At 66.2% G+C, this 25223-nt stretch carries 18 protein-coding genes and 1 pseudogene; 8 read left to right on the top strand and 11 right to left on the bottom strand.

Going from position 1 to position 25223, the window contains the following annotated elements; all coding sequences use genetic code 11:
- Positions 1-317: 317 nt before the first annotated feature.
- On the bottom strand, positions 318-3680 hold the full coding sequence (locus J7396_RS10065; protein ID WP_209261387.1) for a GH92 family glycosyl hydrolase: 3363 nt from the start codon (positions 3678-3680) through the stop codon (positions 318-320).
- 314 nt (positions 3681-3994) lie between these two features.
- On the opposite strand from J7396_RS10065, the gene J7396_RS10060 reads away from it, so the two are divergent.
- The 3 genes from J7396_RS10060 to J7396_RS10050 are packed head-to-tail and all read left to right on the top strand — an operon-like array spanning position 3995 to position 6627.
- Entirely contained in the window at positions 3995-4192 is a 198-nt protein-coding gene (locus J7396_RS10060) for a zinc-finger domain-containing protein (RefSeq protein ID WP_008573675.1), read from the top strand.
- Positions 4193-4202: 10 nt separating this feature from the next.
- Positions 4203-5315, top strand: a complete 1113-nt coding sequence (locus J7396_RS10055; protein WP_209261386.1) for a glycosyltransferase — start codon at positions 4203-4205, stop codon at positions 5313-5315.
- Complete coding sequence (locus J7396_RS10050; protein ID WP_057681631.1) at positions 5296-6627, top strand: O-antigen ligase; 1332 nt, start codon at positions 5296-5298, stop codon at positions 6625-6627. Before J7396_RS10055 ends, J7396_RS10050 begins: the two co-directional genes overlap by 20 nt.
- 92 nt (positions 6628-6719) lie before the next feature.
- Here J7396_RS10050 and J7396_RS10045 read toward each other — a convergent pair whose 3' ends face one another.
- The gene (locus tag J7396_RS10045) at positions 6720-7640 is read right to left on the bottom strand and encodes an LpxL/LpxP family Kdo(2)-lipid IV(A) lauroyl/palmitoleoyl acyltransferase (protein WP_209261385.1); all 921 of its coding nucleotides are present in this window, start codon (positions 7638-7640) and stop codon (positions 6720-6722) included.
- 272 nt (positions 7641-7912) lie between these two features.
- Here J7396_RS10045 and waaA point away from each other — a divergent pair, with 272 nt between their 5' ends.
- A complete protein-coding gene (gene waaA, locus J7396_RS10040; protein ID WP_008573684.1) occupies positions 7913-9229 on the top strand; it encodes a lipid IV(A) 3-deoxy-D-manno-octulosonic acid transferase in 1317 nt (438 codons plus the stop codon).
- A gap of 267 nt (positions 9230-9496) precedes the next feature.
- On the opposite strand, the gene J7396_RS10035 is transcribed toward waaA, so the two are convergent.
- The 3 genes from J7396_RS10035 to J7396_RS10025 form a co-directional block, all read right to left on the bottom strand.
- The gene (locus J7396_RS10035) at positions 9497-10879 is read right to left on the bottom strand and encodes a TolC family outer membrane protein (RefSeq protein WP_008573685.1); all 1383 of its coding nucleotides are present in this window, start codon (positions 10877-10879) and stop codon (positions 9497-9499) included.
- A gap of 20 nt (positions 10880-10899) precedes the next feature.
- Positions 10900-11556, bottom strand: a complete 657-nt coding sequence (locus tag J7396_RS10030) for a protein-L-isoaspartate O-methyltransferase (RefSeq protein ID WP_011348526.1) — start codon at positions 11554-11556, stop codon at positions 10900-10902.
- 128 nt (positions 11557-11684) lie between these two features.
- The gene (locus tag J7396_RS10025) at positions 11685-12338 is read right to left on the bottom strand and encodes a TetR/AcrR family transcriptional regulator (protein ID WP_003483364.1); all 654 of its coding nucleotides are present in this window, start codon (positions 12336-12338) and stop codon (positions 11685-11687) included.
- A 217-nt stretch (positions 12339-12555) separates the two neighbouring features.
- On the opposite strand from J7396_RS10025, the gene J7396_RS10020 reads away from it, so the two are divergent.
- A complete protein-coding gene (locus tag J7396_RS10020) occupies positions 12556-15558 on the top strand; it encodes a two-component regulator propeller domain-containing protein (protein WP_209261384.1) in 3003 nt (1000 codons plus the stop codon).
- Positions 15559-15800: 242 nt separating this feature from the next.
- Here J7396_RS10020 and J7396_RS10015 read toward each other — a convergent pair whose 3' ends face one another.
- The gene (locus J7396_RS10015; RefSeq protein WP_209261383.1) at positions 15801-16685 is read right to left on the bottom strand and encodes a LysR family transcriptional regulator; all 885 of its coding nucleotides are present in this window, start codon (positions 16683-16685) and stop codon (positions 15801-15803) included.
- 120 nt (positions 16686-16805) lie between these two features.
- On the opposite strand from J7396_RS10015, the gene leuC reads away from it, so the two are divergent.
- Positions 16806-18245 carry a 3-isopropylmalate dehydratase large subunit gene (gene leuC, locus J7396_RS10010; protein ID WP_209261382.1) on the top strand — a complete coding sequence of 480 codons (1440 nt, stop codon included), beginning with the start codon at positions 16806-16808 and terminating at the stop codon, positions 18243-18245.
- On the opposite strand, the pseudogene J7396_RS22540 reads toward leuC, so the two are convergent.
- Positions 18220-18312, bottom strand: a pseudogene (locus J7396_RS22540) (16S rRNA (cytosine(1402)-N(4))-methyltransferase); the annotation flags it as partial. The gene leuC and the pseudogene J7396_RS22540 overlap by 26 nt on opposite strands.
- A 2-nt stretch (positions 18313-18314) precedes the next feature.
- Between J7396_RS22540 and leuD the strand changes: the two are divergent.
- Positions 18315-18962, top strand: coding sequence for a 3-isopropylmalate dehydratase small subunit (gene leuD, locus J7396_RS10005; RefSeq protein ID WP_057681634.1), 648 nt, complete (start codon positions 18315-18317; stop codon positions 18960-18962).
- Between the two features lie 90 nt (positions 18963-19052).
- On the top strand, positions 19053-20126 hold the full coding sequence (gene leuB / locus J7396_RS10000) for a 3-isopropylmalate dehydrogenase (RefSeq protein ID WP_209261381.1): 1074 nt from the start codon (positions 19053-19055) through the stop codon (positions 20124-20126).
- Between the two features lie 344 nt (positions 20127-20470).
- Here the strand turns inward: leuB and J7396_RS09995 are convergent, their stop codons facing one another.
- From J7396_RS09995 to ilvG, 4 genes are all read right to left on the bottom strand, one after another.
- Positions 20471-22033 (bottom strand): 2-isopropylmalate synthase, encoded by a 1563-nt coding sequence (locus J7396_RS09995; RefSeq protein ID WP_011348521.1) that lies wholly within the window; start codon positions 22031-22033, stop codon positions 20471-20473.
- A complete protein-coding gene (locus tag J7396_RS09990) occupies positions 22030-23148 on the bottom strand; it encodes a threonine dehydratase (protein WP_011348520.1) in 1119 nt (372 codons plus the stop codon). The genes J7396_RS09995 and J7396_RS09990 overlap by 4 nt, the downstream gene beginning before the upstream one ends.
- 75 nt (positions 23149-23223) lie before the next feature.
- Positions 23224-23481, bottom strand: a complete 258-nt coding sequence (locus tag J7396_RS09985) for an ACT domain-containing protein (protein ID WP_003483347.1) — start codon at positions 23479-23481, stop codon at positions 23224-23226.
- On the bottom strand, positions 23465-25186 hold the full coding sequence (gene ilvG, locus J7396_RS09980; RefSeq protein WP_008573703.1) for an acetolactate synthase 2 catalytic subunit: 1722 nt from the start codon (positions 25184-25186) through the stop codon (positions 23465-23467). Before ilvG ends, J7396_RS09985 begins: the two co-directional genes overlap by 17 nt.
- Between the last annotated feature and the right edge of the window lie 37 nt (positions 25187-25223).

Here is a 25223-nt window from a genome sequence, read left to right as displayed (position 1 = left end):
CTTGATTTGAAGCAGCAAGCGCTCGGCCGGCAAGACAACGGCCGAGAAGTGTCTTCCTCGATAGGGTGTTGCAAGGCGCCCAGGCACTTGGAGCGGCTAACAAAACGTAGCGCAGTAGTTTTGTTAGCTGCTCTTAGTCCCCAGTCTGCAGCAATAACCCACAAGCCCCTCTCCCCGCGGGAGAGGGGTTGGGGTGAGGGTACGGCCTACCCTTGGCAGCGACTCAGCGTCGACCATCCAAAACGTTGACGAGCGACGCAAACAGCAGGCGTCGCGGGTCGTCATCATCCCAGCGATCACGCCCAAAACCTCAGTCCTCAGCGCCCATCCGGCACCGCACCCAGTAACTCGATCTCCGCCACCTGTGCACGCGCAGGCGCGGTCCAATGCAGCCGATACTCCGCATACGAACCGGGCGTCGCGATCCGGAACGGGCGCGTTTGAAGCGGCCATTGAAAACGCTCCTCGCGGCGCGTATCGACGACGCGCCACGTGCCTCCTGCAGTGCGTGCTTCCAGTGTCCACGCGGCCGACGCAATCGCAGCGTCGCCGCTGGTCACGGTGTAAAGCATGGCCTCACCGCGATCAAGACCGCTCAACGTCAGCACCGTGGCGGGCGACACCGCGCTCGCGCTGCCCGCATCGTCGTCATGCAAAGCCGTCAGCGCGCGACCATCGGCCTGCGTCACGCGTGCGCTGGCACCCAGCAGGTCACGCAACGGGGCAGGGCGCTTGCCTGGCGCGGTCAACGACGGCGGCACATCCTCTGGTGCGCTGCCCCAGCGCGAGGGCGTGGGCCCCATCTCGAAGTCCAGCGTCGCACCCTTGGCGATCGCCGCATGCGGCAACCAGGTCTTGCGCCATGGCTTGCCGTTGAGCCTGAGCGATTGCACATACACATTTTCCGGCGAATTCTGCGGCGCATTGACCGTCAGCGTACCGCCGCCCGGCAAGCGCACGCGCGCCTGCTTGAACAGCGGCGAGCCGATCACATACTCCGGCGCTCCCATCCGCAACGGATACAACCCCAGCGCAGCGAACAGATACCACGCCGACATCTCGCCATTGTCTTCGTCGCCAGGGTAACCCTGGCCGATCTCGCTACCCAGGTACAGGCGCGCCAGGACTTCGCGCGTAATGCGCTGTGTCTTCCACGGTTGCCCTGCATACAAATACATCCATGGAATGTGGTGCGCAGTCTGGTTGCTGTGCGCGTACATGCCCATGCGCACATCGCGTGCTTCGGTCATCTCGTGAATGGTGTTGCCATACGAGCCTGCAAACTGCGCTTGGGCAGTCTCGGGCGTGGCGAAAAACATGTCCAGCTTGGCGGCCAGTGCCGCGCGGCCACCGTAGAGCGTAGCCAGGCCTTCGCCATCGTGTGGCGCGGTGAATGCAAACGTCCACCCGCTGGATTCGGTGTAATCGTTGCCCCACACGCGTGGATCGTACTGCGCCGCATCCACGCGCCACGTGCCGTCGGGTTTGCGCCCCTGGAAGAAGCCGACCGCCGGGTCGAACAGCGCCGCATACCCGGCTGCGCGGTGGCGAAAATACAGCGCTTCGGTCGCATAGCGCTCGCGCGCTGCGGCAGTGTTGGCCTGGATGGACAACGCCTCGGCCATGTTGGCAATGCCGAAGTCGTTGAGGGCGCCCTCCATCGACCACGACATGCCTTCATGCGTGTCGGTATCGGTATAGCCGCGGAAGGTCGAGCGCGCCATGCCCTTGCGCCCGACATGCCGGTCCGGCGCAACGACCGTGGCGTTCTTCAGTGCAGCGGCGTAGGCCTCGGCCGGGTCGAAGCCTTGCACGCCTTTTCGCCATGCATCAGCAAACGCCACATCCGAGCTGGTGCCCACCATCAGGTCTGCATAACCGGGCGACGACCAGCGCGCAATCCAGCCGCCCGCCCGCGATTGTTCGACAAACCCCTGCACCAGGGCGCCGGCATCATCGGGCGCAAATAGCGCATACGCAGGCCAGGCCGTGCGAAACGTATCCCACAGCCCGTTGTTGACGTACACCCGGCCATCGCGGATCGGTGCGAAGCTGCGCACCGCGCTGCCGTCGATAGTGTCGTCCGACCAGCTGTTCTGGCTGGCGTAGCGCCAATCCGGGGCAGTCGCAGTGCCCACGTTTTCATGCGCCGAGTTCGGATACAGGTACAACCGGTACAGGTTGGAATACAGCGTGGTTGCCTGGTCGGCAGTGGCATCGGGCACTTCGAAGCGCCCCAGCAATGCGTCCCAGGCCTCCTGCGCGCGCGCGGCGACCTGCTCGAAGCTCGCGTCTGCGGCAATTTCCAGTTCCGCATTGTGCTTTGCCTGATCCACCGACATCAGCGAAGTGGCAATGCGCATCTGCACCTGTCGCGTGCTGCCGGCATCGAACTTGATCCATCCGGTCGGGCGGCCAGTGTCGAGCAGGCCGCTGCTGTGCCAGGGCCTGTCGAAGCTGGCATAGACGTACATGCGCGTTGCGCCCGTCGACAAACCGCTGCGCACATCGGTGTAACCGGACAGCGTCTGGGTCGCCGCATCCAGCTTTAGCCTGCCGCGCGCGTCCACGTTGTCGAACAGCAGATTGGCATCGCCCCGCGCCGGGAAGCGAAAACGAAACAGCGCCGCGTGATCGGTGGGTGCGATCTCGGCATGGATGCCGTTGTCCAGTTGCACGGCGTAGCGATAGGGGCGGGCCTGTTCGTCGTCATGTGAAAACCCCAGTGCACGCCTGCTGCGATCGGCATCCGGCACGCCGGCAGTGAGCGAGGGCATCACCTGAAACGTCTGCCGGTCGCCCATCCACGGGCTTGGTTGATGGCTCAGCGACAGCGCCTGCAGACGCGGGCGATTGTCTGCACCGTTGTGCTCGTTCCAGCGGTATAGCCAGGTCAGCGTTCCCGCATCGGTGACCGGCGTCCAGAAGTTGAAACCGTGCGGCACGGCCGTCGCAGGAAAATTATTGCCGCGCGAAAACGTGCCATTGGATTGCGTGCCGCGCGTGGTCAGCACCCGATCCGAGGGCCGCCCCGGCGTTGCCAGCGGCACCTCGGCAATGGCGATATCGTCGATCCACCCGGCAGCACGCGCGCCCGCAGGCGGCGCCACGTCCAGTTCGATCGCACGCACACGGCGCCCACGCAGCCCGGGCACATCTCCCAACCGCACCTGCTTGCGCGCCCACTGTTGCGGGTACAGCGTCTTCGAATCGCCCTGCGCCTGCGCACCCAATGCCACGCCATGTTGATCGCGCGCTGCGCTGGCAGAGACATGTGTGCCGTCGTCCAGCAGCAGGTCCAGCGAGACATACGTGGATGCCACATGGTCGTTGCCGACACTTTCCGGCAAGACCATCCACGACAGCGTGGTCTGCGTCTGGATCAGCAGATCGGTGGTGAACAACACGCGTCGCCCACCTGCGCCGTTGCTCGCGTAACGCAGCGCATGCGCTCCGCTGTAGCCGGCATTTGGCTTGGCGGCGTACGGCGCTGCCGGGCCGGCGCCGACGGCAACCTGCACGGCAGTGTCGGTCACCGGCATCGGTGAGGGGTCACCGTCCTCGAACGCGCTTGCGAAGTGCGTGGCGGCCATCGCCGGCAGCGCAGCGAGACAGAACAGGGCAATGGCGATGGTGCGCGGCAGACCACGCTTATGCAGCAGGACAACAGGCAAGGTCACGGGGCAGTGTCTCCTTGGGGCACGTAACGGCACGTGCGCTGGGCCGATGTTGCGCCCGGTATGGTTCACGTCGCCGGTTGGCTAAGTGCCGGCTCCGGATGATAGGCGGCATGCGCGGTGCGGTGTCGTTGCGCTGTCGCGCTGCCGATTGGGGGGCGTGCTGCAGAATCGCCGATTCCATAGCGGCCTCGGCGATTGGATTGGCAACTCTTGCAACTCACCCCCGCGCGGGCCTGTACCGCCCGGTCGATGGGCCGATCACCACGCAGGCTGCTAGAATCCGCACTCTGCCTTTGCCTTCCGATCGCACCGCCATGAGCCAGACCGCCACCGCGCCCGCCAATGCCGAAAAGCGTTACACCGTGCACCGCGGCGACCTGCCGCTGAGCTGCCCGACGCCGCAGATGGCGCTGTGGAACTCGCATCCGCGCGTGTACCTGCCGATCGAAGACGAGCCCAACGGCGAAGCCAAGTGCCCGTATTGCGGCGCGCTGTTCGTGCTCGCCGACTGATACTGGCCGGATGCACCGCCTGACCGTGGTGCAACTGCTGCCGGCACTGCAGTCCGGCGGCGTCGAGCGCTCCACCCTGGAAATCGCTGCCGCGCTGGTGCGCGCCGGTCATCGCGCCGTCGTCGTGTCGGCCGGCGGACGCCTGGTGCAGCCGCTGTTGGATGTGGGTGGCGAGCATCTCACCCTGGAGATCGGCCGCAAATCGTTGCTGACGCTGCGGCATGTGATCGGCTTGCGTCGCTTGTTCACCGAACTCGGGGCCGACATCGTGCATGCACGTTCGCGGCTGCCGGCCTGGCTGGGTTGGTACGCGCTGCGCGGCATGCCCGAGGCAACGCGGCCGCGCCTGGTGACCACCGTGCACGGGCTTAATTCGCCTAGCCGCTACAGCGCAGTGATGACCTACGGCGAGCGCGTGATCTGCGTGTCCAAGACGGTGCGCGAATACGTGTGCACGCATTACCCGCAGACCGATCCGGCGCGGCTGCGCACCATTCCGCGTGGGGTGGATATCGCGCAGTTCCCGCGCCGGCTGCAGCCGGACCGCAGTGCCCGTGCATGGGCACAGACGCTGCTGCCCGCTCTGCCGGCCGATGCACCGCTGCTATTGCTGCCGGGCCGTGGCACGCGCCTGAAGGGGCATTCCGATGGCCTGCAGCTGCTCGCCGACATCCGTGCAGCCGGCGTGCCGGCCTTTTTGTGGTTGCCCGGCGCATGCGAGCCCGGGCGCGAGGCGTACGTGCGGGAGCTGGAGACAGAAGCGTCGAGGCTGGGCGTTGCCGAGTCAATCGCCTTGACCGAGCCCACTGCCCGCATCGCCGAGGCCTATGCGGCCAGCGATCTGGTGCTGCAGCTTTCGCGCAAGCCGGAAGCCTTCGGCCGCACCGTGGTGGAGGCGCTGTCGGTCGGCCGTCCGGTGCTGGGCTGGGCACACGGCGGCGTTGGCGAATTGCTGGCCGAGTTACAGCCCGGTGGTGCGGTCGCCGCTTTCGATGCCCGGGCCTTATGCACGCAGGCGCTGCAGTTGCTGCAGCACGCCCCGGCAGCGCCGGCCGTGATCCCCTACACGTTGCAGGCCATGCAAACGGCCACCCTGAAGGTCTATGACGAACTCCGCCGCTGAGGCCCTCCCGCGGGCGCCCGTGTTGACGCCCGATGCCGGCCGCTGGGCGCCGCTGTGGGTGATCGTGTTCGTGGCGCTATGGCCTACGCCCGGCCTGGCCGAAACGGTGTTGTCGTTGGGCGCGTTGTTCGCGGCGTACCGCCTGTTGCATGCGCGCTTTCGCGGCGGCACGCGCCTGCTCAGCGGCGCAGCCTGGGCACTGACCAGCGTGTTGTTCCTGGCGTACTGGTTGCCGCAGATGCTGTCGGCGTTCGACGCGATGGATGCCGGCCGCGCACTACGCAAGTCGGCCACCGATCTGCGCTACCTGCCGTTCATGTGGTTATGCGCCATCGCCGTGGCCAATGCACAGCGTCGGGGTCGCACCTTTACCGGGCTGGCGGTCATCGGTGGGGTGTGGACGCTGGACGCGTTGCTGCAGGCCGCCTTCGGCACCAGCCCGTTGTTTTTTGGCATCGATCAGATCAAGCAGCTGATCAGCGGCCATGGCCTGTGCACGGCCCAGGAACTGGCGCTGGTGGACCGGTTGAGCGGCGTGCTGGGCCCCTGCAATCTGAAATTCGGGCAGACCCTGGCCAGCCTGTCGCCGTTCCTGTTGCTGGCGTTGGGGCGGCGTCATGTCTTGGCCTGGCTTGTCGGCGCGGCGGCGGTCGGCATTGTGTTGGTCCTGGCCGGCTCGCGCGCGTCTTGGATCACCTATGGCGTGATCATGCTGCTGTCCGGTTGGCAGCTGCTGGGCGGGCGTCGTTCGCTGGCCGCGGCGGTGGTCGGCGCACTGTTGGCCGTGGCGGTGGTGGCGGTGGCGCCACAGGCGCGCGAGCGCATCCAGCGCACCACGCTGGCGTTCGGCAATGGCGAACAGGGCGTGGACCAGGCCTTGTCCGGGCGTGCCCAGATCTGGGGCGCGGCGCTGTGCATGATCCGCGCGCATCCGCTCAACGGCGTAGGCGTGCGCGGGTTCCGGCAGGCCTATCCGGCCTGCAATCCGGCACCTGGCCAAGCGCCCGCCTGGGGCGGCGGGCCGGCCTTTCATGCGCATCAGATCGTGCTCGAGATCCTGGCCGAAACCGGCGTGATCGGCTTGCTGCTGTGGCTGGCTGGCGCGGCGCAGGCATGGCGTGCGTGGCGCTACTCAAGCGTGGTGGCGCGCGAGCAGGCGCGGCCGGCGATGATTGCGTTGGTGGCCACGGTGTTTCCGTTCAACACCCATCTGGCGTTCTATTCCAGCTTCTGGGGCGGGCTGAGCCTGATGCTGGCCGGGCTGTATGCCGGCGCCTTGCTCAACGACGATGCGGACCGCGCGCCGCAGTAGCGCGGCACACGCGGTTGATCGGCACTTCCTCCCTTTTACGAGCTGCGGCGGCAACGCCCACACATGCGTTGCAGGCGTTCGCCGAGCCGGCGTCAGCGATAGAAATCGCTACGTCCACCCGGTTGACGCTTGAAGCGCCGATGGATCCACAGGTATTGGTCCGGCGCTTCGCGTACCATGTCTTCGATGGCGGCATTGACCTGCGTGGTATCGGCGATGACGTCATCGGACGGAATGTCGGCCAACGGCGGTGCGATCTTGAGGATGTAACGGCCACCTTCGCGACGATGGAAGTACGGCACGACCGCGCAGCCGGTCAACCGTGCCAGCTGATGCGTGGCGGTAATGGTGGAGGCCGGATGTCCGAAGAACGGCACGAACACGGTGTCCTTGCCGCGCATGTCCTGATCCGGCGCATACCACAGAAAACCGCCGCGCTTGAGATGCTTGATGGTGGCGCGCAGGTCTTCGTTGGCGAACATGTGCGTGGCATAGCGCAAGCGCCCACGCTTGACCGCCCACTCGAACACCGGGTTGCGATGCCTGCGGTACATGCCGGCCAGCGGCACGTGGTCGCATAGCAGGCGCCCGCACATTTCCAGCGTCATGAAGTGGCCGGATACCAGCAACACGCCGCGTTTTTGCTGCTGCAGTTGCTGCAGATGCTCCAGGCCCTCGATCTGCACGCCTGGTCGAATGACATCGATGCTGCCCCACCAGGCGCGCGCGAACTCGAACAGGCCCACGCCGAGCGCGTCGAAACTGTCGCGCAACAGCCGCGCCCGCCAGGCATCGTCCTGCTCGGGGAAACACAGTTTCAGGTTGACCTCGGCCGCGCGCCGACGCGTGCCCGCCAGGCGCATGGCAATCCAGCCCACGCCGCGGCCCACGGCACGTTGCAGCGTCCAGGGCAGGCGCCCTGCCACCACCATCACCGCCAGGCCCAGATACATCGGCAAGTGCTTGGGGTTGCGCAGGGAAGGGCGGACGGCGACGTTGGCGGGCTCGGACATGCGTCAATTCTAGAGCGTGTGATGCACTTTGAGATGAGATGCTTTGGCCGTCAGCGGCGCGGTGCCCGCTCCGCGCCGCTGACGGCCAACCCTCCGGGATACTGCGTTGCGCGCCTTGCCCAGGCTGGTCGCCTGGGCAAGGCGCACGCGGTGTCTCGACGCGCCACAAGACGCTTCGCACTCACCTCAACGTGCATAACACGCTCTAAGGGATTGCGCCCAGCAGGCAGCGTGCACATGCGCACGCACGGACGCTCCCGTATCCTGCACGGATGCGGAAAGATCCGATCGAATGGCTGTTGCGCGGGCTGTACTCGGCGCTGCTCTACCTGTTGTTGCCGGTCACGGTGTACCACCTGGTGTGGCGCGGTTTCCGCGTGCGCGAATACTTCAATCGCTGGAACGAGCGCTATGCGTCCTACACGCACGCCTGCGGGCGCCCGCGGGTGTGGGTGCATGCGGTGTCGGTGGGCGAGGTCAACGCGTCCGCGCCGCTGGTCAATGCGCTACGAGCGCAGCGCCCGGATATCCGTTGGGTCATCACCACCATCACCCCCACCGGCTCCGAGCGCGTGCGCGCGCTGTGGGGCGATGCGGTGGACCATGTGTATCTGCCCTACGATGTGCCGGGCAGCGTGGGGCGGTTTCTCGAACACTTCCGCCCGCGCCTGGCCTTGATCCTGGAAACCGAGCTGTGGCCAAACATGTTGTTCGGCTGCCGCGATCGCCAGATTCCGGTGTACATCCTCAACGCACGGTTGTCGGCGCGCTCGTTGCGCGGCTATCGGTTGCTGGCGCCGTTGATCAGTCGTGCGCTGCGCACCGTCACCTGCGTGGCGGCGCAGTCGCAGGACGATGCCGAGCGGTTCGTCACCCTGGGCGCGCGCCCGGATCAGGTGATCGCGCTGGGCAATCTCAAGTTCGATATCGCAGCGCCAACGCAATTGCAGGCGTTGGTCGCGCAGTTTCGCATGCACGTGCCGGCCACGCGCCCGGTGTGGATCGCCGCCAGCACGCACGAAGGCGAAGAGGCCGCCGTTGCCGATATCCACGCACGGTTGCTGCTGCAATTTCCGGATTTGCTGCTGTTGTGGGCACCGCGCCATCCCGAGCGCTTTCCCAAGGTCGAGACGTTGGCACGCGAGCGCGGCTGGCGCGTTGCCACGCGCAAGGCGCAGCAATGGCCGCAGGCGGGCGACAAGGTATTCGTCATCGACACCCTGGGCGAGCTGATGAGCTTCTATGCGTGCGCGCAGGTGGCTTTCGTCGGTGGCAGTCTGCAACCGATCGGCGGGCATAACCTGCTTGAGCCGGCCGCCGTCGGAACGCCGGCAATCACTGGCCCGCATCTGCATAACTTCTCGGAGATTTCGCGGCGCATGCGCCAAGCCGATGCGGTTGCCATCTGCGAGGATGCCGAGTGCGTCTACCAGGCCTTGGCGCGCCTGCTCGCCGACCCCGCACAACGCGAGGCGATGACCACTGCAGGCCTGGCGCTGGTCGCCAACGGCAAGGGCGCGGTGGCCCGCACCTTGGTGCAGATCGCTGCCGATCTGCCGCCGCTGGCGAGCGCGGGCGTTGTGGCATGAGGTTTGTCGCTCGCTGCGTGGCTGCGTGCATGGCCGTGCCACACTCCGCCGAGCCTGGCGCCGGAGTGCAGCCCTCGTTGCGCTCAACGGTGAGAACTTGCGCCAGGCAGTGAGACGCGTGGTGGGATCACTTGCATCGGATGCTGCACGCCGGCGTGGCCGGGTTAGCGCAGTTGCAGCCGCCGTCACGACAGGTGCGCATGCGGTTGCATCGCGCACAAAAAAAGCGGGCCTTAGCCCGCTTTTTTTTTGTGCATCCAGCTCGCCTTACTGCAACGACCCACTGCCCTGCAGCTTGGATTCGGCGTCCTGCGATAGCAGGCGGTTGACGTCCTGCAGATCGGTGATGTCGAGCTTGCCGATGGCCTGGCCCAGCAGCAGGCGGTTCTGCAGGAAGTTGTAACGCGACTGTGCGTAGTTCAGTTGCGCCTGGAACAGCGTGCGCTGGTTTTGCACCACGTCCAGCACCGTGCGCGTGCCCACTTCCAGACCCACTTGCGAGGCGTCGTAGGCGGCTTGCGCCGACACCACGGCCAGGCGGCGGGCTTCCACTTCGCTTATACCGGCAACAACGGTCTGGTAGGCATTGCGGGTGTTGCGATCCAGCGCGCGCTTCTGCTGCTCGTAGGTGTCCTGCTGGATATCGCGTTGCGACAGTGCCTGACGCACGGCCGACTGGGTCGCGCCGCCGGCAAAGATCGGAATCGTCAGCGTGATGCCGACGGAATCGGTGTCGATGTCGCGGCCTGCGGTGGTGAAGTTGCCCGCCGCCTCATCCACCGTTCCCTGACCGCCCCAGCTATTGCTGCGGCCGACATTGGCACCCAGGCTCAGTGTGGGCAGATGGCCGGCACGGGCGGCACTGACCTGCGCCTCGGCAGCACTGACCTGCAACTGCTGCGCCCTCAGCGCCGGATTGTCGGCGATCGCGGTGGCAACCAATTGATCCACGTTGCTGTAGGCGGCCGGTACTTCGGGGCGGAACTCATCTGGCAATGCGCGCAAGCCGACCACAGGCTGGCCGGTGAGCTCGGTCAGTGCCTGGTAGTAGTCCTTGAGCGTATTGCGCGCGTTGATGGTGTCTGCCCGTGCCTGGTCGTACTGGGCGCGGGCCTCGTGCACGTCGGTGATCGGTGCAAGACCCACTTCCAGACGCTTGTCGGCGTAGTCGAACTGCTTCTTTGCGGCCGCTTCGTTGGTCTCGGCTGCCGCCAGCGACTCGATCCCCACCAGTACCTGGAAATACGCTGCCGAGGTGCGGGTGATCAGGTCGTTATTGGCCGATGCCAGGGTGAAATCCGCAGCCTTGGCCACTTCGCGTTGCGCACGCAGGTTGGAAAACTGCGCCCAATTGAAGATGGTCTGGCTGCCTTGAATCGCGTACTGGCGCTGCTTGGTCGTGGAGCGGCCATCGACGCCCTCCAGCTCACGATGCGACTGGGTGTAGCTGGCGCTACCGTCCAGCTGCGGCAACAACGCCGCACGCGCCTGCACCTGACCCTCCCGATTGACCAGGCGCGTGGACTCGGCCACGGCCAGCTGCGGATCGCCGTTGCGGGCCATTTCGTAGACCTGCAGCAGGTCGGTGGCGTGCGCAGCCATCGGAGACAGGGCGGCGGCCAGGGCCAGGACAAGGGATCGGCGGATCATCGGGGGAGCTTCCTTGGGAATCAGAATTGGAATCGGGGCGTCGGTGCGGCGCCCTGGAGATAGGCGAGGTCGGTTTCGAACAACGATTCGATGCGCGGGGCGTTGACCTCGCCACGGACCAGGACCGCTTCCATCACCGGGTCGTGACCGCGCACGACGAACAACCGGCCGTTCGGGCGCAACCACTGCAGCCACTGGACGGGCAGCGTGTGGACCGCGCCGGTCACGCAGATGGCGTCGAAGCGACGCTCGCTCTGCCAGCCGAAGACATCGGCGGTTTCGATACGGACGTTGCTGCCCAGGCCGGTGCGGTCCAGATTGGCGCGCGCAGCCGCGGCCAGCGCCGGGTCGATCTCCAGGCTGAGGACTTCGCGCGCCAGTGCGGCCAGGCAGGCGGTGGCAAAGCCGCTGCCGGTGCCGATTTCCAGTACGTCCTCGCCCGGTTGCAGGTCCAGTGCCTGCAACATGCGGCCTTCGACCACCGGCTTCATCATCTTGTGACCGGCCGACAGCGGAATTTCCACGTCGACATAGGCCAGCGTCTTGTAGGCCTCCGGCACGAAGGCTTCGCGCGGCATGCGCGCCAGCACGTCGAGTACGCGCAGGTCCAGCACGTCCCACGGCCGGATCTGCTGCTCGACCATCTTTTCGCGGGCCTGGGTGAAATCGATCGTCATGGTGCGGGTATCCAACGCGGTGGGGCGAACATTTTACCGGTGCGCGAGGCACCTGGCGCATCTAGCATCGCCGCGCGCTGCCATCCGGCGCAGTGCCGGAAGTCATCGCCACCAAAGGCCGGGGGCGCTCAGCGCGGCGCATAGGCCCTCAAAAAGAAGTCCACGCTGGTGTCGATGTGCTCATTGACCTGGGCGCGGGTGGGTTGGCCGTGCAGGCCGCACATCATCAAGGCGTAGAGCTCGCCCTTGAGCAGGCAGAAGAATTGCGAGGCAGCGCGCGCCACGTCCGGAATCTCCAGCTGGCCGTCGGCCACCCGCGCAGACAGGAAATCCGCCAGCGCCCGCTGCGTGCGCTTGGGGCCTGCATCCCAGAACATCTCGCGGATATGCACGTCGCCGGTCCCGGGCGCCATCATCATGCGGTGGGTGGAGATGGCCGATTCGGTGCTGACCATGGCGAAGAACGCATGGGCAATCTCGGTGAGCTGGTCGCGCAATGCGCCCTTGGGGGCGTGATCGAACAGGTCGTCCGGCATCATGTGCTGGCACTGGGCGCGGATCGCCTCGGAAAACAGGCTCTCCTTGTCGCCGAAGTGGCTGTACACGGTCAGTTTGGAGACGCCGGCCTGCGCGGCGATCCCATCCATGCTGACCCCTGCATAGCCCTGCTCCATGAACATGGTGCGGGCGGCACCCAGGATGGCGGCACGCTTTCCAAGATCCTTGGGACGACCAGGGCCATTGCTCTTGGTCTTGGAATTGAGGGGGGACGAGCTGGACATGCCGTCAATACTAGACCATCGGGTTCTATATTTATACTCGGCGCCCGACCGCTACGTTAACGGTTCCGCCTGCCCGGTTCCCGGTGTCGTGCCGCTCCCGGCAGCTGTCAGGGATCCACCGAAGGCAGCACAAAAACCCCGGTGATAAATTGGTCGTAGGCCTGCCGGTGCATACGGGCAGGTATCTCCAGCGAGCACGGACGAGGGGACGGGGAGCGTGGGAAGGGGCGGTACGCAGGCGCACACAAGCTGCGTTCGCAGCACGTGCGTGCGGCGGATCGGGCTGGCGTGGCTGTGGCTGCTGTTGTGTTGCGCACTGCTCAACGCCTGGCCCGCGGCCGCGCAGGTGCTCAAGCACGCCGCGTACCACACCGTCACGCGCTGGAACATGGACGACGGCCTGCCGCACAACCTGGTGCACGCGGTGGCCCAGGGCGAAGACGGGCTGATCTGGCTGGGTACCTGGGAAGGCGTGGCGCGCTTCAATGGGCGCGATTTCACCGTGTACGACCGCCAGAACACTCCCGGCGTCGAGCTGGGCGGGGTATTTGTGGTGGTTCGCGACAGCACCGGCGGCATGCTGTTCGGCACTGCGTTCGACGGCGTCTACCACTATCAGGACGGTCATTGGCAGCAACTGGGCGATGCGTCGGCGCGGCATCTTGCGGTCAGCGCCCTGCTGCGGCGTGCCGATGGCGCGCTGTGGGTGGGCACGCCGCAGACGCTGTACCGCATCGAGGGCGACGGGCGGGTGGTCGACGTCGGCCGCCAGACCGGCTTGCCGCGCGCGCGCGTCACGGCCTTGTCTGCGGACGAACGCGGCGACCTGTGGGTTGGTACCGAGGTCGGGCTGTATCGGCTGCCGCACGATGGCGTCCAGGCGGTGGCCTGGGGAAGGGGGCACGGAATGCGCGATGCGCCGGTACGGCGGCTGGCCAGCGACCGTCAGGGCGGCCTGTTGGTCGCCGGCGACGATGGCGTGTGGTGGTGGAGCCGTGGCGGTGGCCTGCAGCGTTTCCGCCAGGGCCAACGCGTGGATTCGGTGTTGCTGGACCGCCGCGGGCACCTGTGGATGAGCCTGTCTTCGGGCACGCTGGTGGTGCACAGCGGGCCGAACGACCCGGACGAGCAGATCGCCATTTCCGGCGTCGCCAGCCCGGCGCTGCTGGAAGACGCCGAAGGCCTGATCTGGGTCGGCAGCACCCACGGGCTGTTCCGCATTGCCGAGGGCGCCGCGCACGGCGTCACCCACGACGAGGGTCTGAGTTCGGACTACGTGCGCTGCGTGCTGCAGACCGGCGAGGGCACGGTGTGGGTGGGCAATGCCGTCGGCCTGGATCGTTGGCGCGAGGGCACCATCAGCCGCGTGTCGCTGTCGCCCAGCGAAGGAGGGCGCGTGCTCGAGCAATCGGTGCTGGCGCTGGCCGATGCTGGCGATGGCGGCGTGTGGGCCGGTACCTATAGCCAGGGCGTGGTGCGTCTGGACGCGCAAGGCCACGTGCTGGTGCGCATCGGCGCGGCCGATGGCCTGCCCTCCATGTCGGTGCGTGCGGTGTTGCCGGACGGCGACGATCTGTGGATCGGCACCACCGCCGGGCTGGTGCGCTGGCGCAACGGCAAGGCACGCCGCTACACCGCAGCCGACGGCGTACCGGACGGCTCGGTGCAGGTGTTGTACCGCGATGCGCAGGGCATCGTCTGGATCGGCACCGATCGCGGCGTGACTGCGCTGTCGCCGGACGGCAGTACCCGCGCCTGGCTGGGCGAGCAGGATTTCCCCGGGCAGAACGCCTTCGATTTCCTGCGCGATGCCGCTGGCGATGTGTGGATTGCCAGCGATCGCGGCCTGCTGCGGTTGCGCGGCGACAGCTTCCGCGTCTACGACCACCGGGTCGGGCTACCGCGCGACAAGGTGTTTCGCGTGATCGACGACGGCCGTGGCTATTTCTGGCTGTCGAGCAACCACGGGGTGTTCCGCATCGCACGCGATAACTTCGACCAGCTCGATGCGGGCACGCGCGAGCAATTGAGCGTGGAAGTGGTCGACCGCAGCGACGGCATGCCCAGCAACCAGGGCAACGGCAGCAGCGCGCCCGCTGGCTGGCTGACCCAGTCCGGGCAGTTGCTGTTCCCCACCGCCGCAGGCCTGGGCGTGATCGATCCGGCCCGCGTGGGCACCTTGCAAGGCCATCGGGTGCCGATCGTCTTCGAGCGCCTGCTGGTCGATGGCATGGTGCAGCCGCTCAGTGGCCCGCACCGGTTCGGCGCCGAGACCCGGCGTATCGCGATCGTGTATGCCGGGCTGAATTTCCGCGGCCCGGACAAGGTGCGGTATCGCTACCGGCTGGAGGGCTTCGACCCGGAGTGGGTGGATGCCGACAATGCCAGCGAAGCGGTCTACACCAATTTGCCGCCGGGCCGTTTCCGCTTCCGCGTGCAAGCGATGTCGCTACCGGTGGATTGGCGGCAGAACGACCTGCTGGGCGAAGCCAGCCTGGTCATCGAACTGGCGCCGCCGTGGTGGCGCCGCGGCGAAGTGATCGGCCTGGGCATCCTCGGCCTGGCCAGCGTGATCTACGGGTTGTATCTGTGGCGTACCGCCAGCTATCGCCTGCGTCAGCGCCAGCTCAATACCGTCATCGACCGGCGCACGCGCGAACTGAGCGACAAGAACCTGGCGCTGCAGCAGGCCAGCCAGGAGCGCGAAGCGTTGATGCGCCAGCTGGAACACCGCGCCAGCCACGACGTGCTGACGGCGCTGCCGAACCGGCGCGAAGCCGAGCGTGTGCTGCAGCAATGGTTCGATGAGGCGCACGCCGGTGGCGCGGCGTTGGCGCTGGCGTTGATGGATATCGATCACTTCAAGCGTATCAACGACGACTACGGCCATGAGGTTGGCGATGCGGTGCTGTCGGCCATCGGCGAGGTGTTGAGCGAGCAGGATCAGGCGCGCTGCTTTGCCGCGCGTCATGGTGGCGAAGAATTCCTGCTGGCGGCCACCGGGCTGGATGCGGTACAGGCGCGCGCGCTGTTCGAGCGCATGCGACAGCGACTGGCCGACATCGAAGTCGATGCGCAGGGCATGACCGTGCGTTGTACCGCCAGCATGGGCATGGCGATGAGCGAGGAGGCGCCCAGCCGGCGCGAATTGCTGGCGTTGGCCGACCATCGTCTGTACGAAGCCAAGCGGCAGGGGCGGGATCGTTTGATCGGGCCGTAAGACGTTGCTGAGGCCCGTGGACTGCTGCATGCGGGCCCGATGCAAGACAGGTGTTGTTACATTGCACGGGCGGTGCGTGGCGAAGAAGAAGCGCAGCGTTGCCGGCCGGGCCGCGGCATCGCCGAGTCAGCAAGCCGCGTGCGCAGGACGCATCGCACCTCTCGTGCGCTCGTGCCGAGATCAAACTGCTGACGTCATCTTTCGCCGACACGTGCAGCACGCTGCAGACATTCGCCGGCAGCCTACGCCTGCGCCAGATCCGCCTGCGCATGCAACAGCGCAACAAACGCCTGCGCCGCACGCGACAAGGTGCGCCCGCCATGGGTAACGCATCCCAGCTCGCGGGATAACGCGACATCGGCCAGCGGGAGCGCCACGATCTGGTGGTCGATCATGCGCTCGGGCAGCACGCTCCAGGCCAGGCCCACCGACACCAGCATCTTGATCGTTTCCAGGTAATTGGTGGTCATGCGCAAACTCGGCACCAGGCCGCGCTCGGCGAACAGGTTGGCAACGATGCGATGGGTGAAGGTGCCCGGATCGGGCAACACCGCCGGGTGCGCCACCACATCGTCCAGCGACACTGCAGGCAGTGCCGCCAACGGGTGATCGGGTGCAACGACGAACTGCAGGCGGTCGTGCCAGATCGGCTGCGCGCGCAGCGGAGCGCGCGTGTCCGGTGCCAGGGTGGTCACTGCCAGCTCCACCTCGCCGCGCAGCACCGCGGCGTACGCCAGCTCCGAATCCAGGAACTGGATGTCCAGCGCCGCCTGGGGATGTTGCGTGGCAAAACCGCGCAACAAGGCCGGCAGGCGGTGCAGACCCACATGGTGGCTGGTGGCCAGGCTCAAGCGGCCGCCAACGGCTGCACCCAAATGCTCCAGCACGCGGCGGGTGTCCTGCAGCTCGGCCAGGATGCGTTGCGCGCGCGGCAGCAACGCCTGGCCGGCTTCGGTCAGCACCACCTGCCGGCCCAGGCGATCAAACAGCCGCGCCGACAATTGCGCCTCCAGGAGTGCAATGCGCTTGCTTACCGCTGGCTGGGTCAGGTGCAAGGCCTCGCCGGCTGCCGAAAAGCTGCCGCTCTCGGCGATCGCCACGAATGCATTGAGGCTCGCCAGGTCCATTGCTATTCCTAAAATTCATTTCTTGAATAAACAATATGAATTTGCGTAATCCAAGGCAAGCTCCTAGCATCGATCTCAGCCAGGTGGGCGCACCCACCATCCGCCACTCGGATTGCCGCGATGACTGCCAAGACCCTGTACGACAAGCTGTGGGACCTGCATGAGGTCACACGCCGTGACGATGGTTCGTCGCTGATCTACATCGACCGCCACATCCTGCACGAGGTGACCTCGCCGCAAGCCTTCGAAGGCCTGCGCCTGGCCGGGCGCAAGCCATGGCGCATCGACGCCAATATCGCCACGCCCGATCACAACGTGCCGACCACGCGCGCCGAGCGCCAGGGCGGTCTGGAGTCGATTTCCGACGAGGTCTCGCGCCTGCAGGTGCAGACCCTGGACGAGAACTGCGACGACTTCGGCATCCTCGAGTTCAAGATGAACGATACCCGCCAGGGCATCGTGCACGTGGTCGGCCCGGAGCAGGGCGCCACCTTGCCGGGCATGACCGTGGTCTGCGGCGATTCGCACACGTCCACGCACGGAGCATTCGGCGCGCTGGCCCACGGCATCGGCACCTCGGAAGTCGAGCACGTGCTGGCCACCCAGTGCCTGATCGCCAAGAAGATGAAGAACATGCAGGTGCGCGTGGAAGGCACGCTGCCGTTCGGGGTGACCGCCAAGGACATCGTGCTGGCGGTGATCGGCAAGATCGGCACCGCCGGCGGCAACGGGCATGCGCTGGAATTTGCCGGCAGCGCCATCCGCGCGCTGTCGATGGAAGGCCGCATGACCATCTGCAACATGGCCATCGAAGCCGGTGCCCGCGTGGGCATGGTGGCGGTGGACGAGAAGACCATTGCCTACGTCAAAGGGCGGCCGTTCGCCCCCAAGGGCGCCCACTGGGATGCGGCGGTGGCGCTCTGGAGCACGCTGGTCTCCGACCCGGACGCCCACTTCGACACCGTGGTGGAGTTGCGTGCCGAAGACATCAAGCCGCAGGTCAGCTGGGGCACTTCGCCGGAAATGGTACTGGCCATCGATCAGCACGTGCCCGATCCGGCCGCCGAGCAGGACCCGACCAAGCGCGATTCGATCGAGCGCGCGCTCAAATACATGGGATTGACCGCCAACCAGCCGATCACCGCCATCCGCCTGGATCGCGTATTCATCGGCTCGTGCACCAATTCGCGGATCGAAGACCTGCGTGCCGCCGCCGCAGTGGCCAAGGGCCGCAAGGTCGCTTCCACCATCAAGCAGGCGTTGGTGGTGCCGGGCTCGGGCCTGGTGAAGGCCCAGGCCGAAGCCGAAGGCCTGGACAAGGTGTTTCTGGACGCCGGCTTCGAATGGCGCGAGCCAGGCTGCTCGATGTGTCTGGCCATGAACCCGGACAAGCTGGGCAGCGGCGAGCATTGCGCGTCCACCTCCAACCGCAACTTCGAAGGTCGCCAGGGCGCCGGCGGCCGCACGCATCTGGTCAGCCCGGAGATGGCGGCGGCTGCGGCGGTGAGCGGGCATTTTGTCGATGTGCGTGAACTGCAGGGAATCGAGAGTCGGGAATAGGGAATCGCAAAGTCCTGCTTCCCGCTCTGCCCATTCCCGACTCCCCATTCCCCATTCCCGGCCTCTCTCATGACCCCTTTCACCCAACACACCGGACTGGTGGCGCCGCTGGATCGCGCCAATGTCGATACCGACCAGATCATTCCCAAGCAATTCCTGAAGTCGATCAAGCGCACCGGTTTCGGTCCGAACCTGTTCGACGAGTGGCGCTATCTGGATATCGGCGAGCCTGGTCGCGACAACAGCACGCGCCCGCTCAATCCCGACTTCGTGCTCAATTTCCCGCGCTATCAGGGCGCCAGCGTCTTGCTGGCCCGGGAAAACTTCGGCTGCGGTTCCTCGCGCGAGCATGCGCCGTGGGCGCTGGACGAGTACGGCTTTCGCACCGTAATCGCGCCGAGCTTTGCCGACATCTTCTACAACAACAGTTTCAAGAACGGCCTGCTGCCGATCGTGCTGGCCGAAGCGCAGGTCGATGCGTTGTTCGAACAATGCCTGGCGACCGAGGGCTACCAGCTCACCGTGGATCTGGCCGCACAACGCGTGCGCCGCCCCGATGGCGTGGAGTACGGCTTCGACATCGATGCCTTCCGCAAGCACTGCCTGCTCAACGGGCTGGACGATATCGGCCTCACCTTGCAGGACGCCGATGCCATCGGGCGCTTCGAGCAAGACCATCGCGCGCGCCAGCCGTGGTTGTTTGGCGCGCTGCAGTGAGGTTGAGCCGCACGCGCGTGCGTCGATCGTGCCGCGTGCGTGTATTGCATTGAATTCAATGACGCTGCGGCGTCACTTCACGAGGGTGGCATGAGCAAGCAGATTCTGATTCTTCCCGGCGACGGGATCGGCCCGGAGATCATGGCCGAAGCGGTCAAGGTATTGAAGCGCATCGACGCGCAACACGGTCTGGGTTTCGAGATGGTGTATGACGAGCTGGGCGGCGCTGCGTACGACAAATACGGCAGCCCGTTGGCCGATGAAACACTGGAGCGCGCGCGCGCCGCCGATGCGGTGTTGCTGGGCGCGGTGGGTGGCCCGCAGTGGGACACCATCGACCCGTCGCTGCGCCCGGAGCGCGGTTTGCTCAAGATCCGCTCGCAGCTGGGCTTGTTCGCCAACCTGCGGCCGGCATTGCTGTATCCGCAGCTGGCCGATGCGTCCACGCTCAAGCCCGAGGTCGTGGCCGGGCTGGATCTGCTGATCCTGCGCGAGCTCACCGGCGGCATCTATTTCGGCCAGCCGCGCGGTACGCGCACCTTGGACAACGGCGAACGCCAGGCGTACGACACCTTGCCGTATAGCGAGAGCGAGATTCGTCGCATCGCCAAGGCAGGTTTTGAGATGGCGCGCCTGCGCGGGAAGAAGTTGTGTTCGGTCGATAAGGCCAACGTGCTGGCATCGAGCCAGCTATGGCGTGCAGTGGTCGAGGAAGTGGCCAAGGACTACCCGGATATCGCGCTGTCGCATATGTACGTGGACAACGCGGCGATGCAATTGGTGCGCGCGCCCAAGCAGTTCGATGTGATCGTGACCGACAACATGTTCGGCGACATTCTCTCCGACCAGGCATCCATGCTCACCGGTTCCATCGGCATGCTGCCGTCGGCCTCGCTGGATGCCAACAGCAAAGGCATGTACGAGCCGTGCCATGGTTCGGCGCCGGACATCGCCGGCAAGGGCATTGCCAATCCGCTGGCCACGATCCTGTCGGTGGCGATGATGTTGCGCTACACCTTCGCGCAGGCCGATGCCGCAGACGCCATCGAGCGCGCCGTGGGCAAGGTCCTCGATCAAGGCCTGCGCACCGCCGACATCTGGTCGGAAGGCACCACGATGGTGGGCACCGTGGCAATGGGCGATGCGGTGGTGGCTGCGCTGTAAAAGCGCTCGCAGTCCCGGAGCGTTGTAGTGCGCGGGAATGGTCGCCAGCGCAATAACGCATCCGTGTCCTCAGCTGCCGACAGCAGCCGGTGGTACCTGCGCGTGTGCCGGTGTGGCAACTTGAGCGGCATGGATGCTGCGCCAGAGCCTACATGGATGTGCTTGCGGCGTGTCCCAGGCCGGTACGCGTGTAAGCGCCTGCAGCAGACCGGAGCTTTGCCACGTTGGCAAGCGCGCAAGCAGCCAACCGACACACTTGTAAAAAGTTCGCAGGCAAAAACCGAAACGGCCAGCAGATCACTCTGCTGGCCGTGAGGCTTGCATCATCGATCCAACGCGCAGCGTTACGCGACCGCAGCCGTCTTGCCGGCGACCACGCCACGTTCGCGCTGACGCAACAAGCGGTTGGCCACATCCAGCCACGCCAGCGCACTTGCTTCGATGATGTCCTTGCTGGTGCCGGTGCCTTCGTATTCCACGCCGTCGTGGCGCACGCTCAGGCTGGCTTCGCCGCGCGCGTCCGCGCCGATGCCCACGCTGTGCACCTGGTAGCTGTCCAGCTCCAGCTTCACGCCAGTGGCCGAGGCCAATGCACCGAAGAGCGCATCCACCGGGCCATTGCCCTGTGCGGTTTCGGCCACGCGATTGCCTTCCGGGTCGGACAACTCCACCAGTGCATTCGCGCGGCTGCCCACATCGCTGATGGTCATCGACGCCAGGCGGTAGCCTTCCTGCACGGTGGCGTCCTGCATCAATGCCTGCAGATCGGCATCGGTGACCACGCGCTGCTTCTCGCACAGCGCCTTGAACTGTTCGAACACCAGCTTGACCTCTTCCTCCTCCAGCAGATAACCCAGCGCACGCAGGCGCTGCTCGACCGCGGCGCGGCCGCTGTGGCGGCCCAGCACCATTTGCGAGGATTCCCAGCCCACATCTTCCGGGCGCATGATTTCGTAGGTGCCACGATGGCGCAGCATGCCGTGCTGATGAATGCCCGATTCGTGCGCGAATGCGTTGCCGCCCACAACCGCCTTGTTGCGCTGCACCGGCATGCCGACCAGGCGTTGCAACAATTGCGAGGTGGAGACGATACGCGGCGTATTGATTGCCGAATCGATGTTGTAGAACGCACCGCGCACCTTCAGCGCCATGGTGATTTCTTCCAGCGCGCAATTACCCGCGCGCTCGCCGATGCCATTGATGGTGCATTCCACCTGGCGCGCACCGCCTTCGATGGCCGCCAGCGAGTTGGCCACCGCCAGGCCCAGATCGTTGTGGCAATGCGCGCTGAAGATGACCTTGTCGGCACCTTCCACGCTGGCGATCAGACGCGAGAACATGCCGCGGATTTCTTCCGGCGTGGTGAAGCCGACCGTGTCGGGCAAATTGATCGTGGTGGCGCCGGCGGCGATCGCCACGCGGGTGACTTCGGCCAGGAAATCTTCTTCGGTGCGGGTTGCATCCTCTGCAGAAAATTCCACATCGTCGATATAGCCGCGCGCCAGCGTCACGTGCCTGTGCACCGATTCCAGCACCTGCTCGCGGCTCATGCGCAGCTTGTGCTCGCGATGCAGCGGGCTGGTGGACAGGAACACATGCAGGCGCGGGTTTGCGGCTGTTTCCAGCGCCTTGGCCGAGGTTTCGATGTCGGCCTGCAGGCAGCGCGACAACACCGCCAGGGTGGGGCGGCGCAGTTCGCGGCCCATCATCGCCACCGCTTCGCGGTCCGAATGCGAACTGGCGGGAAAACCGGTTTCGATGATGTCCACGCCGAGTTCGTCCAGCGCGCGCGCCATGACCAGCTTCTGCTGGGGCGTCATGCTGCAGCCGGGGGATTGCTCGCCGTCGCGCAGGGTGGTGTCGAAAATTCGGATACGCGGGGTCTGGTTGGATACGGTCGTGTTCACCAGGAAGACTCCTCTACGGCGATGGCGGTGACAGGCGTTGAAGCGACTGCGGATGGGCGGGAATGAACGTGTGTGGCGGGTGGCGGATTGGCGCTGCGTTCGTTGCGCAGCCGCTCGGTATTGCGACGGCGCGGCTTGCGTGGCGGACGCGGCCGCACCTCGGACAAGAGTGTGGCCAGCACGGTTGCGTCGATATTACCGCCAGAGACCACCGCACATTTGCGTTTGCCGGAAACCCGGCGACCGGCGGCCAGGGCGAGGGCGCCGGCGCCCTCGGCAATGACGTGTTCTTCCAGTGCCAGGCGTACCAATGTTTCGCGCAATTCGGCCTCGCGCACGATCACCACGTCATCGAGCAGGCTCGAGCACAGGCGGCGCGTGAGCAGGCCTGGAATCTTGACCTTCACGCCATCGGCGAGCGTCGGCACCGGGGTGATCTCGCGCAGATCGCCACGGACGGCGCGCGCCATCGAATCCACACCTTCCACCTGCGCCCCGACCACGCGCACGCCTTGCGACTTCAATGCCAGCGCCACGCCGGAGGCCAGGCCACCGCCGCCGATCGGCACGATCACCACGTCCGGCGCATGCGCCGCCAGCTCGATGCCCACCGTGCCCTGGCCGGCGATCACGTCCGGGTCGTCGAAGGCGGACAGGAAGCGATAGCCGTTCTGGTCGGCCAGCTCGCGCGCAAACGCGAACGCTTCGTCGTAGCTGTTGCCATGCTGGCGCACGGTGGCGCCCCAATGCGCGACACCGGCAATCTTGGTCTGCGGCGCGCCGTAGGGCATCACCGTGATGGCCTGCACGCCCAGCCGGTACGCCGACCACGCCACACCTTGCGCGTGGTTGCCGGCCGAGGCGCAGATCACCGGGCGCTCGTCGCCGCGTTCCAGCCCGGCCAGCAACGCATTCAATGCGCCGCGCACCTTGTAGGAGCCGGTACGCTGCAAATTCTCCAGCTTCAACCACACACCGAAGCGTTCGGCGTAGTGCAGCGGCGTGGGCGACAGGTACTTGCGCAGGCGCGCCTGTGCGGCCAGCACGTCGGCCACGCTGACGGCCACGTCGCCTACCTCTGGCTCCTGTGCGGAAGGGCGGCCGGAATCAGGCATTGCGGCACGCGCGCGGCCGATCCGGAAGAAGACACCTCCGGACGGCAGTCTGATGGTCGCGCGAGGTCTGCATGCTCATGCCGCAGCCTCGACCGATTCCAGTGCGGTGATTACCACCGATTCGCAGTCGTAGACCTTCTCCAGCTGCAGGCGCAGCGTTTCCGGCGGACGGTTGCTGTCCACATCCAGCAGCAGATGCCAGCGCCCGGCATCGTCCGGCGCTGCTGCGCCCTGGATCGCACATGGGCGGAAGCCACGGCGTTCGGTCATGCCGATCACCCGCACCAACGCGCCTTCTGCCGGCTTCAGCACCAGATCAAGCCGGTAACGCATGCGATGTCTCCTTGGCCGCGTGTGCGGGATTGCTGTCCAGCATGGTGCTGTTGGCGTTGTTGGGCGGCACCAGCGGCCACACATTGGCACGCGCGTCGATCGCGACATGCAGCAGGCCTGGACCGGGCTGGGCCAGCAGCTCGGCCAGTGCCGCATCCACGTCGCCGCGGGCGATGATGCGCTTGGCCGGAATGCCGAACACTTGCGCCAGCGCCGCAAAATCCGGGTTGTCGGACAGGTCGATTTCGCTGTAACGCTCGGCAAAGAACAGTTCCTGCCACTGCCGCACCATGCCCAGCGAGCTGTTGTCCAGCAGCACGATCTTCACCGGCAGCTTGCAGCGTGCGATCGTCACCAGCTCCTGCACGTTCATCATGAAACTGCCGTCGCCGGAGACCAGCACCACGGTGCGGTCAGGGCAGGCGAACTGTGCGCCCATCGCGGCCGGCAGGCCGAAGCCCATGGTGCCGAGGGCGCCGCTGGTGAGGTGATTACGCGGATCGTTGAAGCGGCAATGCTGCGCCACCCACATCTGATGCTGACCCACATCGCAGGCGATGATGGTGTCGGCCGGAGCCACTTCGCTCAGGCGCTTCAGCAGCGCCGGTGCGTAGATATCGGTGCCGGGCGCGTCGTAACGCGCGCCGAACTTTTCGCGGTTGGCAAAACAACGCGTGCGCCAGGCCTGGCAGTTGCCGCGCGCCGCACTCAAGGCCTTCAAGCTGACTGCCACGTCGCCGGGCACCGCGATATCGGCAGTGCGCAGCTTGGAGATTTCATACGCGTCGGCATCCAGATGGATGACGCGCGCAAACGGAGCGAACTCGCTCAGCTTGCCGGTGGCACGGTCGTCGAAACGCGCACCGACCACCACCAGCAGATCGCATTCCTGGATGGCCATATTGGCCGCACGGGTCCCGTGCATGCCCAGCATGCCAAGGTAGTCCGGATGCGCATGCGGCAATGCACCCAGGCCGCGCAAGGTCAGCGCGGTCGGGATGCCGGTGGCTTCGACGAAACGGCGGAACGCCTCCACCGCGCCGGCCAGCGCGATTCCGCCCCCGCCGTACACCACCGGGCGCTCGGCACTGGCGATCGCCGCCAGTGCTTCGGCCAGCTTTGCGTCCGCCGGCGCTGGCGGCGGCTGCACCGCTGCCGGAACATGCAGGGGCAGATGCGAAGCGTCGGCCACTTGCACGTCCTTGGGCAGGTCGATCAGCACCGGCCCGGGACGTCCTTCGCGCGCAATGCGGAATGCCTCGCGCACCATCTCCGGAAGCTCCTCCACACGCCGCACCAGAAAGCTGTGCTTGACGATCGGCATGGTCATGCCGAACACGTCCAGCTCCTGGAAGGCGTCGGTGCCCAGCAGCGGCGTGGCGACCTGGCCGGTCAGGCAGATCATCGGCACCGAGTCCAGCATCGCGTCGGCGATGCCGGTGACCAGGTTGGACGCGCCCGGGCCTGAGGTGGCCACGCACACGCCGACCCGGCCGCTGGCACGAGCATAGCCGTTGGCAGCCAGTGCAGCGCCCTGTTCGTGACGGACCAGGATGTGCTTGAGCCTGGAATCCACCAGGGCGTCGTAGAACGGCATGATGGTGCCGCCCGGATAGCCGAACAGCGTTTCCACGCCTTCGGCTTCCAGGGCCTGCGTCAGCCAGCGCGCGCCATTGCGGGGCGTGCTGTGTGCGGAGGTGTTCATGCGTTGCGGACCTTCGGTTTAAGCGGTGGGGAGGCGG

It is taken from the genome of Xanthomonas sp. A1809 (assembly GCF_017746015.1).
Lineage (GTDB): Bacteria > Pseudomonadota > Gammaproteobacteria > Xanthomonadales > Xanthomonadaceae > Xanthomonas > Xanthomonas euvesicatoria.
The sequence above is the reverse complement of the archived record's forward strand: the minus strand, read 5'-3'. Positions and strand labels throughout refer to the sequence as shown.

Excerpts from the sequence above, each read along its gene's own strand:
- waaA (WP_008573684.1), top strand. The coding sequence starts at position 7,913 with ATGCGGAAAGATCCGATCGAATGGCTGTTGCGCGGGCTGTACTCGGCG.
- J7396_RS10025 (WP_003483364.1), bottom strand. The coding sequence starts at position 12,338 with ATGTCCAGCTCGTCCCCCCTCAATTCCAAGACCAAGAGCAATGGCCCT.
- ilvG (WP_008573703.1), bottom strand. The coding sequence starts at position 25,186 with ATGAACACCTCCGCACACAGCACGCCCCGCAATGGCGCGCGCTGGCTG.
- J7396_RS10050 (WP_057681631.1), top strand. The coding sequence starts at position 5,296 with ATGACGAACTCCGCCGCTGAGGCCCTCCCGCGGGCGCCCGTGTTGACG.
- J7396_RS10060 (WP_008573675.1), top strand. The coding sequence starts at position 3,995 with ATGAGCCAGACCGCCACCGCGCCCGCCAATGCCGAAAAGCGTTACACC.
- J7396_RS10045 (WP_209261385.1), bottom strand. The coding sequence starts at position 7,640 with ATGTCCGAGCCCGCCAACGTCGCCGTCCGCCCTTCCCTGCGCAACCCC.
- leuB (WP_209261381.1), top strand. The coding sequence starts at position 19,053 with ATGAGCAAGCAGATTCTGATTCTTCCCGGCGACGGGATCGGCCCGGAG.
- J7396_RS10015 (WP_209261383.1), bottom strand. The coding sequence starts at position 16,685 with ATGGACCTGGCGAGCCTCAATGCATTCGTGGCGATCGCCGAGAGCGGC.
- J7396_RS09985 (WP_003483347.1), bottom strand. The coding sequence starts at position 23,481 with ATGCGTTACCGGCTTGATCTGGTGCTGAAGCCGGCAGAAGGCGCGTTG.
- leuC (WP_209261382.1), top strand. The coding sequence starts at position 16,806 with ATGACTGCCAAGACCCTGTACGACAAGCTGTGGGACCTGCATGAGGTC.
- J7396_RS09990 (WP_011348520.1), bottom strand. The coding sequence starts at position 23,148 with ATGCCTGATTCCGGCCGCCCTTCCGCACAGGAGCCAGAGGTAGGCGAC.
- leuD (WP_057681634.1), top strand. The coding sequence starts at position 18,315 with ATGACCCCTTTCACCCAACACACCGGACTGGTGGCGCCGCTGGATCGC.
- J7396_RS10030 (WP_011348526.1), bottom strand. The coding sequence starts at position 11,556 with ATGACGATCGATTTCACCCAGGCCCGCGAAAAGATGGTCGAGCAGCAG.
- J7396_RS10035 (WP_008573685.1), bottom strand. The coding sequence starts at position 10,879 with ATGATCCGCCGATCCCTTGTCCTGGCCCTGGCCGCCGCCCTGTCTCCG.
- J7396_RS10055 (WP_209261386.1), top strand. The coding sequence starts at position 4,203 with ATGCACCGCCTGACCGTGGTGCAACTGCTGCCGGCACTGCAGTCCGGC.